Origin of the sequence: Mycobacterium sp. E2327 (assembly GCF_001672675.1) — a bacterium.
GTDB lineage: Bacteria > Actinomycetota > Actinomycetes > Mycobacteriales > Mycobacteriaceae > Mycobacterium.
This window is the reverse complement of the sequence record NZ_LZKE01000216.1, coordinates 1-11,760: the sequence shown is the minus strand read 5'-3', so window position 1 is coordinate 11,760 and position 11,760 is coordinate 1. Positions and strand designations below refer to the sequence as shown.

The following is an 11,760-nucleotide window of genomic DNA, read 5'->3' as shown; positions in this document are numbered from 1 at the left end:
TCGGCGCCAAGCCGCGCGACGATCATCGCCATATTCTCTCAACGGCCGCTCGTGCCGTCTGCCGATCTCGTCAACTGCGGGCGCCAGGGGTCGCGCCACTCGTGGACTCAATGCCAGCGCAGGAGCACGAGCTCAGAACAGAATCCGGGACCCATCGCGATCATCAGCCCGGGGCTGTCGCTGGGCGGCGGCTTGGCCAGGGTGTCGCGCAGCACGTGCAGCACCGACGCGGACGAGAGGTTGCCGATCTCGCCGAGCGAACGCCAGGTCAGCTCCAGCGCCTCCGGCGGCAGGTCGAGGGTCTTGACGATCGCCTCGATGACCTTGGGACCGCCGGGATGGCTGACCCACGCGCCCACGTCCGTCGTCGTCAGGCCGTGCGCTCCGAGGAACCCGGTGACGTCGTCGTACAGGTACTGCTCGACGACGCCGGCCACATCCTTCGACAAGACCAGCTCGAAGCCGGTGGCGCCGACGTCGTAACCCATCGTGCGCAGCGAGTCGGGGTAGAGGTGACTGCGCGAGTCGACGATGTCGGGACCCACCGCACCGATCTGCTCGGCGCGGCGCTCCCCGACGGCCACCACCGAGCCCGCCCCGTCGGCGAACAGCGCGCTGCCGACCAGCCCGGCCACCGTCGGCTTGTAGCCCGGGTACGTCATCGAGCAAAGCTCCACCGAGACGAGGGCCGCGACGCCGTCCGGCGCGCCCCGCAGGTAGTCGTTCATGCGGGCAACCCCCGCGGCGCCGGCCACGCAACCCAGTCCGAACAGCGGAACCCGGCGCACGTCGGGACGCAGGCCGAGCCGCCCGGCGATGCGGGCGTCCAGCGACGGCACCGCGATCCCGGTGACGGTCGTGGTGATCAGCACGTCGAGGTCCTGCGGCTGCAGCCCCGCCTCCTCGAGAGCGCCCGACAGCGCCTCGCAGCCCAGCTCCACCGCGTGCTCGATGAAGACCCGGTTGGCCACGCTGAAGTCGGTCAGCGTCGGGTATTTCTCCAGCGGCAAAACCAGGTGGCGGCCGTTGACCTTGGAGCTGGCGTGCAGCTGACGAACGAGGTCCTCGTATTCGGCAAACTCGGGGATGCTGATAAAGAACTCGGTCAGCTCCCGCTGCGAATAGCGGTGCGGCGGCAGGGCGCCGAAAACACCTGCGATGACGCTCATTGGTCCCACCCTTTTGGAGACGTGTGACTAGGCCGATAGGTTCAGCCAGAATCGCTTTTCGAGCTGAAAGCTTAGCCGGGTTTCATAAGCAAGGCAGAAACGTGCCGCGGACCTGCGACGTTAGCTGGAGCGCTCAGCGACGAGCCGACATGAAGTGGGCGACGACGCCGCGCGCGGCGCGGAGGCGCAAGGCCGGCCGAGCGACTCGGGAAAGTCCCAACGAATTCCCCGCCGCAATAATTTGCCGCCGCGTCAATATACCGGCTGCCTGGCACCGCCACCATGAGTAGCCCCGGAAACAACGACCGAAACCCACCAAACCGGACGAGCAAAACGACGCACGGCTTCCATTCGACCTGAAAGAGCTTTATCGGCATTGCGAGCCGACCGGCTGTATTGCCGGGCAAACAAGCCGATGGCATTTGTATTCAATGGTCCGAATTCTTCGGCAGCGGCTGCGGAATTGGACCGCGCCCGTTCGACGGTTCCCGGCTATCGCTCGGCGCGTAGGCGGTCCTTGAGTTCGGCGCACCTGGCCAGCACGGCGTCGAGCTGTTCGGCGACCCGGTTGGGCGCGGTGCCACCCCTGGAATCCCGCGAGGCCACCGACCCCTCGATGGTCAGCACGTCGCGAACCTCCGGGGTCAGCTCGGGGCTGATGGCGGCCAGTTCGTCGTCGGTCAGCTCGTCGAGCCCGACGCCGCGTCCCTCGGCGGTGCGCACGGCCGCCCCGGCCGCTTCGTGCGCGGACCGGAACGGAACGCCCTGGCGAACGAGCCACTCCGCGATGTCGGTGGCCAGCGTGTAGCCCGCCGGGGCCAGGGCCGCCATCCGTTCGACGTCGAATGTCAGGCTGGCCACCAGTCCGGCCATCGCCGGCAGCAGCAGCTCCAGCTGCGCCACCGCGTCGAACACCGGCTCCTTGTCTTCCTGCAAGTCGCGGTTGTAGGCCAGCGGCTGCGCCTTCAGAGTCGCCAGCAGGCCCGCCAGGTTGCCGATCAGCCGCCCGGCCTTGCCGCGGGCCAGCTCGGCGATGTCGGGGTTCTTCTTCTGCGGCATGATCGAGCTGCCGGTGGACCACGAATCGTGCAGGGTGACGTAGCCGAATTCCGTCGAGCTCCAGATGATGATGTCCTCGGCCAGCCGGGACAGGTCGACGCCGATCATGGCGAAGACGAACGCGGCCTCGGCGGCGAAATCCCGGGCCGCGGTCGCGTCGACGGAGTTCTCGGCGGCGGCGGCGAAGCCCAGCTCCGCGGCGATCGCGTCCGGGTCCAGGCCCAGCGACGACCCGGCCAGCGCGCCCGAGCCGTACGGGGAGATCGCCGCGCGACGGTCGAAGTCGACGATCCGGTCCACGTCGCGCAGCAACGGCTGCGCGTGCGCGAGCAGGTGGTGGGCCAGCAGGATCGGCTGGGCGGACTGCAGGTGGGTCTTGCCGGGCATGATCGCGTCCGGGTGGGCGGCGGCCTGCGCGGCCAGTGCGGCGACGACCTCGAGCGCCCCATCGGCCACCCGCTGGGCCGCGTCCCGCAGCCACATCCGAAAGAGCGTGGCCACCTGGTCGTTTCGCGACCGCCCGGCGCGCAACCGGCCGCCGAGGTCGGGCCCGACCCGCTCGATCAGCCCGCGCTCCAGCGCGGCGTGAACGTCCTCGTCGGTCACCAACGGCGTGAAGCTGCCGTCGGCCACGTCCTCGGCGAGGCTGTCCAGGCCGGCCAGCAACCCGTCGCGCTGCTCCTCATCAAGGAGCCCCGCCCGGAACAGGATCACCGTGTGCGCCCGCGAGGCGACGATGTCGTAAGGCGCCAATACCCAGTCGAAGTGGGTGGACTTGCTCAGCGCGGCCAGCGCGTCCGACGGCCCGTCGGCGAACCGGCCGCCCCACAGCGACCCCTCGCGAGTGCTCATCTTCGTCCAGCGGTGTTCGCCGGGCCATGCCCGGCCACCAGACACAAAAGCCCCTTTGCGCCCGGCGTGTCGGGGGCTTTTGCGTCTGGTGGCCAGGAAGAAGTCACTGCATGTCCCGGCGGGACGCGATCTTCGACGACAACCCGTGCACGTAGACGAAGCCCTTCGCCGCCGACTGGTCGAAGCTGTCGCCCTCGTCGTAAGTGGCCAGGTTGAAGTCGTACAGCGACTCGGCGCTGCGCCGGCCGTTGACCGCAATGTGGCCGCCGTGCAACACCATTCGGATCTCGCCGGTCACGTGCTCCTGGGTCTTGGCGACGAAGCTCTCCAGTGCGTCCTTCAGCGGCGAGTACCAGAGCCCGTCGTACACCAGCTCGGCCCAGCGCTGGTCGGTGTGGCGCTTGAACCGGCCCAGTTCGCGTTCCAGCGTCACGTGTTCGAGTTCGGTGTGCGCGGTGATCAGCACCATCGCGCCTGGCGCCTCGTAGATCTCGCGGCTCTTGATCCCCACCAGCCGGTCCTCGACGACGTCGAGGCGCCCGACCCCCTGGCTGCCGGCGCGCCGATTGAGTTCCTCGATGGCCTGCAGCATCGACACCCGTTTGCCGTCGATGGACACCGGCACCCCGCGCTCGAACCCGACGATCACCTCGTCGGGCGTGCTCCAGTTCAGCGTCGGGTCCTCGGTGTAGGAGTAGACATCCTTGGTGGGCGCGTTCCAAAGGTGTTCCAGGAAACCGGTTTCGACCGCGCGGCCCCACACGTTCTGGTCGATCGAGAACGGCGAGCGCTTGGTGACGTTGATCGGGATGGCGTTCTCCTCGGCGAACGCGATCGCCTTCTCCCGCGTCCAGGCGTAGTCGCGGACCGGCGCCAGCACCTCCAAATCCGGTGCCAGCGAACCGAATCCGACCTCGAACCGGACCTGGTCGTTGCCCTTGCCGGTGCAGCCGTGCGCGACGATGGTGCCGCCGTGCTCACGGGCCGCCGCGACCAGGTGCTTCACGATCAGCGGCCGGCTGATCGCCGACACCAGCGGGTAGCGGTCCATGTACAGCGCGTTGTTGAGCACCGTCGGCAGGCAGTAGCCCTCGGCGAACTCGTCGCGGGCGTCCACGACGACCGCCTCGACCGCGCCGCAGTCCAGGGCCCGCTGGCGGACCACTTCCATGTCCTCGCCGCCCTGGCCGAGGTCGATCGCGACCGCAACCACCTCGCGGCCGGTCTCCTTGCCGATCCAGCTGATCGCCACCGAGGTGTCCAGCCCGCCGGAATACGCCAGGATGACGCGTTCTGACCCGCCTTTGCACATGGACCTGTCTCCTTACTTGAGGTTCTCCAGCATCCCGGCGAGTTCCGCGCCCGTCATCGGTTCGCGCGCAACCACCAGGATGGTGTCATCACCGGCCACGGTGCCGACTACGTACGGTAGGGCCGCGCGGTCGATCGCGCTGGCCAGATAGTGCGCCGCGCCCGGTGGGGTGCGCAGCACCGCGAGGTTACCGCTCGCATCGGTCGACACCAGCAACTCGCCGAGCAGGCGCGACATCCGGTCGGTGCCGCCGGCCACCCCCCGCACCGGGCTGCCGTCCTCGGGAACGATGTAGACGCCGACGCCGCCGTCGGCGCCGCGCAATTTGACCGCGCCCAGCTCCTCGAGATCGCGCGACAGCGTGGCCTGGGTGACCTCGATGCCCTCGCCGGCCAGCCGGGCGGCCAGTTCGCTTTGGCTGCTGATCGGCTCCGACGACAGGATCGCGACGATGCGGGCCTGCCGGCCGGCGCGGGTGGTCTCGGGGCTGGTCTTCGAGCGGGTCATCGTGATTGCTCCAGCAGCCACACCAGCAGCGCCTTCTGCGCGTGCAGACGGTTTTCCGCCTCGTCCCACACCGCGCTGGCCGGCCCGTCCATCACCTCGTCGGTGATCTCCTCGCCGCGGTGGGCCGGAAGGCAATGCAGCACAACGGCTTCCGGGTCGGCCAACCCAACGAGCCGCGCGTTGAGCTGAAACGGCCGAAACGGCCCCACCCGGTCCAGCCCGTCGTTCTCCTGCCCCATCGACGTCCAGGTGTCGGTGACGACGACGTCGGCGCCCTTGGCCGCCGCGTCGGGGTCGGCGGTGACCGTGACCGACGCGCCGGTGGCCTCGGCGCGTCGCCCGGCCGCGGCCACCAGGGCCGGGTCGGGCGCGAATCCGTCGGGGGCGGCGACGGTGACGTGGATGCCGGCGGTGACCCCACCGAGGATCAGCGAGTGCGCCATGTTGTTCGCGCCGTCGCCAAAGTACGTCAGCCGCAAGCCCTTCAGCGATCCCTTGCGTTCGGCGATGGTCTGCAGGTCGGCCAGCACCTGACACGGGTGGAAGTCGTCGGAGAGCGCGTTGATCACGGGCACCGACGCGGACGCCGCCATCGCCTCGAGCCGGTCCTGCCCGAACGTCCGCCAGACGATGGCGTCGACGTAGCGGGACAGCACCTGTGCGGTGTCACCCAGCGTCTCGTCGCGGCCCATTTGGGTGCTGCGGGCGTCGACGACGACGGCGTGCCCGCCGAGCTGCGCGATGCCCACCTCGAAGGAGAACCGGGTGCGGGTCGAGTTCTTGTCGAAGATGACCGCGACCCCGCACGGCCCGTCGAGCGGGCGGCGGGCGAACGGGTCCTTCTTCAGTTCGGCCGCCAGGTCGAGCACCTCGGCCTGTTCGGCGGGTGACAGGTCGTCGTCGCGCAGGAAGTGCCGAATCACGTTGCCGCCTCGGCGGTATCGAGGATGCCCGGCAAAGCGGCGATGAAGCCGTCGATCTGGTCCTCCGCGATGATCAGCGGCGGCGCCAGCCGGATGACGTCGGGAGCCGCCGCGTTGACCAGGAATCCGGCGTCCCGCGCCGCGGCCTCGGTTGCCTTGGCCGCCGTCGCCGAAAGCACGATGCCCCAAAGCAATCCGCGGCCACGCACGTGGTCGATCAGCGGGTGCCCGAGCCGTTCGATGCCGTCGCGCACGGACTTGCCCAGCACCTCGGCGTGCCGGACCAGATCCTCCGTGGCGATCACCCGCAGCACCGCCAGCGCCGCCGCGGTGCAGATCGGGTTGCCACCGAAGGTGCTGCCGTGCAGGCCGGGGGTGAGCAGCTCGGCGGCCGGCCCGACGGCCAGGCACGCCCCGATGGGCAGGCCGCCGCCGAGTCCCTTGGCCATGGTCACCACGTCGGGGGTGATGCCGTCGTGCTGGTGGGCGAAAAATGCTCCGGTGCGGCCCATCCCGGTCTGCACCTCGTCGAGGATCAGCAGGGCGCCGTGGCGTGCCGTGATGTCCCGCGCGGCGGCCAGGTAGCCCTCGGGCGGGACGACGACGCCGCTCTCCCCCATGATCGGTTCGAGGAACACCGCGGCGGTGTCGTCGCCGACCGCGGCTGCCAGCGCGTCGGTGTCGCCGTACGGCACGTGGGTGACGTAACCGGGCAGCGGTTCGAACGGCGCTTGCTTGCTCGGCTGGCCCGTCAGCGCCAGGGATCCCATCGTGCGGCCGTGGAAGGCCTCTTGCGCGGCAACCAGTTTGGTGCGGCCCGTGAGCCGCGACATCTTGAACGCCACCTCGTTGGCCTCGGTGCCGGAGTTGCAAAAGAACACCCGCGCCGGCGCGTCGGCGCCGAGCAAGGCGACCAGCTCCTCGGCCAGCGCGATGCCCGGCTCGGTGGCATAGAGGTTGGAGGTGTGCCCCAGCGTGGCCATCTGGTGCGTGACGGCCTCGATGACCGCCGGGTGGCGATGACCGAGGACGTTGACCGCGATGCCGCCGAGCAGGTCCACGTAGGTCTTGCCGTCCACGTCGGTGACGAGGGCGCCGTCTCCGCTGGCGAGCGCGATCGGCGGGGTGCCATAGTTGTGCATCATCACGGCGTCCCACCGCTGTCGCATCGCGTCGCTGTTAGTCACGAGGCCACCACTTTGGTGCCGGTGCCCGCATCGGTGAAAAGCTCGACCAGCACGCAGTGTTCGACCCGGCCGTCGATGACGTGCGCGCTGGGCACACCCCCGGTGACGGCCCGCAAGCACGCCTCGACCTTGGGGATCATGCCGGTCTCCAGCGTGGGCAACAGTCGCGCCAGCGCGACGGTGTCGATTTCGGTGACCAACGACTCGCGGTCCGGCCAGCTGGTGTACAGGCCTTCGACATCGGTGAGCATCAACAGCTTTTCGGCTCCCAGGGCTTCGGCCAACGCCGCCGCAGCGGTGTCGGCGTTGATGTTGTGGACGACGCCCTCGGCGTCGGGCGCCAGCGTCGAGACCACCGGAATGCGGCGTGCCGCAATCAGATCCAGCACCGCGGCGGTGTTGACCAGCTCAACGTCACCCACCAGCCCGATGTCGGTGGCCACGCCGTCGACCGTGACGCTGCGCCGCACCGCGGTGAACAGTTGCGCGTCCTCGCCGGTGATGCCGACGGCGTACGGTCCGTGCGCGTTGATCAGGTTCACCAGTTCGCGGCCCACCTGCCCGAACAACACCATCCGCGCCACGTCGAGCACTTCGGGGGTGGTGACCCGGAAGCCGCCCTTGAAGTCGCCTTCGATGCCGAGGCGGCGCAGCATGGCGGTGATTTGGGGTCCGCCGCCATGCACGACGACGGGGTGGATGCCGCAGTTGCGCAGGAACGCCATGTCGGCCGCGAAGGCGTGGCGCAGCGCGTCGTCGGTCATGGCGTTGCCGCCGTACTTGATGACGACGATCTTGCCGTGCAACTGCTTGAGCCAGGGCAGGGCTTCGGCGAGCACCTGCGCTTTGATCTGAGTGGGCAATTCTTCGACGCGGAGGCTCATGAGCTGTAGGCCGAATTCTCTTCGACGTACCCGTGCGACAGGTCCGTGGTCCGCACGGCGGCCCGCCCGTCCCCGACCCGGAGGTCCACGGTGATGTCGATGTCGGCGCCGGAAAGGTCGACCTCGCGCGCGCCGGGCGCGCCTACGCCGTCGACGCACACCGCAAAACCGTTGAATGACACCCTGATCCGGTCCGGTTCGAGGGTGACCGGCGCCATGCCGACGGCCGCGAGCACCCGGCCCCAGTTCGGGTCGGACCCGAATACCGCCGTCTTGACCAGGCTGTCGCGGGCGATCGCCCGTGCCGCCGTCAGCGCGTCGTCCTCGGAGGCGGCACCGGTCACGGTGACGGTGACGCGTTTGGTGACGCCCTCGGCGTCGGCCTGCAGCTGCGCGCACAGGTCGTCGCAGACCCGCAGCACCGCCTCGTCGAGGTCGGCCTGGGACGGGGTGACCTCGCTGGCGCCCGAGGCCAGCAGCAGCACCGTGTCGTTGGTCGAGCAGCAGCCGTCGATGTCGAGCCGGTCGAAGGTGCGGGCGGTGGCGTGCCGCAGCGCCCGGTCGAGCGCCTCCGGTTCGGCGGCCGCATCGGTGGTGAGCACGCACAGCATGGTGGCCAGCGACGGGGCCAGCATGCCCGCGCCCTTGGCCATCCCGCCGACCGTCCAATTGTTGGGATGGTGCAGCGCAACCTGTTTGGGCACGGTGTCGGTGGTCATGATGGCTTGGGCGGCGTCCTCGCCGCCGGTCAGCCCGCCGGCCATCTCGCGCACGATCTCGCGCACCCCGGCGAGCACCTTATCCATCGGCAGCCGATCACCGATCAGCCCGGTGGAACAGACACCGACCTCGATGGCGCCGGTCTCGGTGCCCCAGTCCGACAGCGCCGCCGCGACCGCTTCCGCGGTGGCGTGGGTGTCCTGGAAGCCGCCGGGACCGGTGCAGGCGTTCGCGCCACCGGAATTGAGGATCACCGCCCGCAGCTGTCCGGTGGTCAGCACCTGTTGGGTCCACAACACCGGCGCGGCCTTGACCTTGTTGCGGGTGAAGACTCCGGCGGCCGCATAGTCGGGCCCCTCGTTGAAGACCAGCGCGAGGTCGCGGGCCCCGGATGCCTTGATCCCGGCGGCGATTCCGGCCGCCCGGAACCCGGCCGGGGCGGTGACACCCTGTTCCCGCAGCAACCGCGCGGTGGCGGCAAGTTCCGTCACGGCGCCACCCCCACCACCGAAAGGCCTTCGGTCTCAGGCCAACCCAGCGCCAGGTTCATCGACTGCACCGCGGCGCCGCCCGTGCCCTTGACCAGGTTGTCGATCGCGGCGATCGCCACGAACGTCTCCGCGGCCTCGTCGACCGCGACGGCGATGTGGGTCGCGTTGCTGCCGATCACCGCCCCGGTGCGGGGCAGCTGCCCGTCGGGCATCAGGTAGACGAAAGGCTCGGCGTCGTAGGCCTTTTCATAGGCGGCCCGCAGCTGTGACAGCGGCGCTCGGGTGCGCGCGGTGCAGGTGGCCAGGATGCCGCGGGAAGTCGGGATCAACACCGGGGTGAACGAGACGGTAACGTCGCGATCCGTGACCGCCCGTAGCCCCTGGGCGATTTCGGGGGTGTGCCGGTGCGCCCCGGCGATGTTGTAGGCGCGCGCCGAACCGATGACCTCCGAGCCGAGCAGGTCCGTCTTGGCGGCGCGGCCGGCCCCGGAGGTGCCGCTGACGGCGACGACCGTGACCGCCGGCTCGATGAGGTCCTCGGCCATCGCGGGCACCAGCGCGAGCAGGGCCGCCGTCGGGTAGCAGCCGGGAACCGCGATGCGACGGGCGCCGCGCAGCCGCTCGCGTCCGCCGGGCAGCTCCGGCAGCCCGTAGGGCCAGCTGCCGGCGTGGTTTGTTCCGTAGAACCGTTCCCAGGCGGCAGCGTCGCTGAGCCGGAAGTCGGCGCCGCAGTCGATGATCAGCGTGTCCGGGCCGAGCCGTTCGGCCAGGGCGGCCGAATTGCCGTGTGGCAGTCCCAAGAACACCACGTCGTGGTCTTTCAGGACGCTTTCGTCCGTCGGCTCGACCACGCGCTGGGCCAACGGGATCAGATGCGGATGGTGCTCACCCAGTGTGCTGCCGGCGCTTGCCGCCGCGGTCAGCGCGCCGATCGTGAGGCGGCCGTCGGCGTAGCCCGGGTGCCCGAGCAGGAGCCGTAGGATTTCTCCGCCTGCGTAGCCGGTGGCACCGGCAACCGCCACCCTCAATACGTCGGCCATCTCGACGATTCTGCATGGTTATGCAGTAGTTTGCAAATCCATTCCCCGGGTCGAACCGGAGGCGGTGTGCGCCCAGGAGGTCGCGTCGGGCAAGGCGTCGCTTCCCTTCGGAAGAGCGAGGCCTACACGACTCTCCTGGGCGCCACCGGGCTATGCGGCGATCCCGATGCCCAAGCTGGCGTCGATGGCCGCCTGCAGCGAGAGCTCGAGGTCGGTCAGGGCGGTGTTGATGGACACGACGAGCGAGCCGCCGGTCTGCTCCAACGTGTTGGCCGCGCCGGACAGGCCGGCCGCCAGGGCGGTGCCGAGTCCGAGCACGCCCGGAGTGCCCACACCCAGGGTCGCCGCGAAACCACCGAAGAGCGCGCCACCGATCTCGGCCGCGGTGTTCTCCCAGATATTCGCCAACGCGTTACCCGTGCCGGCCAACCCGGCCAAGCCCGTTGCCAGGCTCCCGCCCAGGGTTTCGCCCGCGTGGACCAGGCCCGCGAGGCCGCCGGTGAGGCCGCCTGTCAGGGATCCGGTGGCCTGTAGCAGGCCGTTCAGCGCGGCCCCGAGGTTAGCCGACAGCGCCGCATTGATAGACAGTCCCAAGTTGGGAATGGACAGCGTCGACAACGCGGCAGCGAAGTTGGCGGCCAGGTTCTCGCCGGTCTGGATCGCCGCGTTCAGGCCCGCTCCGATGTTGCTGGCGAAGTTAGCCGCCAGCGTTTCACCGGTCTGGATGAACGCGTTGAGGTTGGCGCCCAGGTTCAGGCTTCCCGACAACATCGCGTTCAGCGACGCTCCCAGCCCATTCAGCGACGCGCTGATCGAACCACCGATCCCGTTCAGCGCCGCGCTCAATCCCAGACCCAGCGCACCCAGGTTAGGCAGCGTGATCGGCGGCAAGGCCGGGAAGGTGAACGGCGGTAGCGTCAGCGCCCCGGACAACACCGCGTTCAGCGCGGCGTTGATGTCCGCCCCGATGTTGGGCAGCGTGATCGCCGGCAACCCCGGGAACGGCGGCAACGTGAAGCTCGGCAACCCCGGCAACGTCAAGTTGATCGGCGGCAGCCCCGGCAGCGTCAAATTCAACGCCGCGTTCAGCGCCGCGCTGATGTCCGCGCCCAGGTTGGGCAGCGTGATCGCCGGCAACCCCGGGAACGGCGGCAACGTGAAGGACGGCAGGCCCGGCAGCGACAGGTTGATCGGCGGTAGCGTCAGCGCCCCGGACAACACCGCGTTCAGCGCGGCGTTGATGTCGGCGCCGATGTTGGGCAGCGTGATCGCCGGCAACCCCGGGAACGGCGGCAACGTGAAGGACGGCAGCCCCGGCAGCGACAGGTTGATCGGCGGCAACGTCAACGCCCCGGACAACACCGCGTTCAACGCGGCGTTGATGTCCGCGCCGATGTTGGGCAGCGTGATCGCCGGCAACCCCGGGAACGGCGGCAACGTGAAGCTCGGCAACCCCGGCAGCGTCAAGTTGATCGGCGGCAGCCCCGGCAGCGTCAAATTCAACGCCGCGTTCAAGGCCGCGCTGATGTCCGCGCCCAGGTTGGGCAGCGTGATCGCCGGCAACCCCGGGAACGGCGGCAACGTGAAGGACGGCAGGCCCGGCAGCGACAGGTTGA

At 69.6% G+C, this 11,760-nt stretch carries 9 protein-coding genes and 1 pseudogene; all 10 read right to left on the bottom strand.

All coding sequences use genetic code 11. The annotated features are described in order from the left end of the window. Window positions 1-107: 107 nt before the first annotated feature. On the bottom strand, window positions 108-1,169 hold the full coding sequence (locus tag A5712_RS24505; RefSeq protein WP_068111179.1) for a type III polyketide synthase: 1,062 nt from the start codon (window positions 1,167-1,169) through the stop codon (window positions 108-110). A gap of 492 nt (window positions 1,170-1,661) precedes the next feature. Beyond that, a complete protein-coding gene (argH, locus tag A5712_RS24500) occupies window positions 1,662-3,080 on the bottom strand; it encodes an argininosuccinate lyase (protein WP_068111177.1) in 1,419 nt (472 codons plus the stop codon). Between the two features lie 103 nt (window positions 3,081-3,183). Continuing rightward, a complete protein-coding gene (locus A5712_RS24495; RefSeq protein ID WP_068111174.1) occupies window positions 3,184-4,392 on the bottom strand; it encodes an argininosuccinate synthase in 1,209 nt (402 codons plus the stop codon). 12 nt (window positions 4,393-4,404) lie between these two features. Beyond that, window positions 4,405-4,899, bottom strand: coding sequence for an arginine repressor (locus A5712_RS24490; protein WP_068111172.1), 495 nt, complete (start codon window positions 4,897-4,899; stop codon window positions 4,405-4,407). Further along, entirely contained in the window at window positions 4,896-5,822 is a 927-nt protein-coding gene (gene argF, locus A5712_RS24485; protein ID WP_068111169.1) for an ornithine carbamoyltransferase, read from the bottom strand. Before argF ends, A5712_RS24490 begins: the two co-directional genes overlap by 4 nt. After that, entirely contained in the window at window positions 5,819-7,009 is a 1,191-nt protein-coding gene (locus A5712_RS24480; RefSeq protein ID WP_068111166.1) for an acetylornithine transaminase, read from the bottom strand. Before A5712_RS24480 ends, argF begins: the two co-directional genes overlap by 4 nt. Continuing rightward, window positions 7,006-7,893 carry an acetylglutamate kinase gene (gene argB / locus A5712_RS24475; RefSeq protein WP_068111163.1) on the bottom strand — a complete coding sequence of 296 codons (888 nt, stop codon included), beginning with the start codon at window positions 7,891-7,893 and terminating at the stop codon, window positions 7,006-7,008. Before argB ends, A5712_RS24480 begins: the two co-directional genes overlap by 4 nt. After that, window positions 7,890-9,104 carry a bifunctional glutamate N-acetyltransferase/amino-acid acetyltransferase ArgJ gene (argJ, locus tag A5712_RS24470; RefSeq protein ID WP_068111160.1) on the bottom strand — a complete coding sequence of 405 codons (1,215 nt, stop codon included), beginning with the start codon at window positions 9,102-9,104 and terminating at the stop codon, window positions 7,890-7,892. The genes argB and argJ overlap by 4 nt, the downstream gene beginning before the upstream one ends. Further along, window positions 9,101-10,160, bottom strand: a pseudogene (gene argC / locus A5712_RS24465) (N-acetyl-gamma-glutamyl-phosphate reductase). Before argC ends, argJ begins: the two are co-directional and overlap by 4 nt. A 134-nt stretch (window positions 10,161-10,294) precedes the next feature. Then, on the bottom strand, window positions 10,295-11,760 hold a 1,466-nt coding region (locus A5712_RS31515; protein ID WP_197519489.1), incomplete at its 5' end, for a hypothetical protein.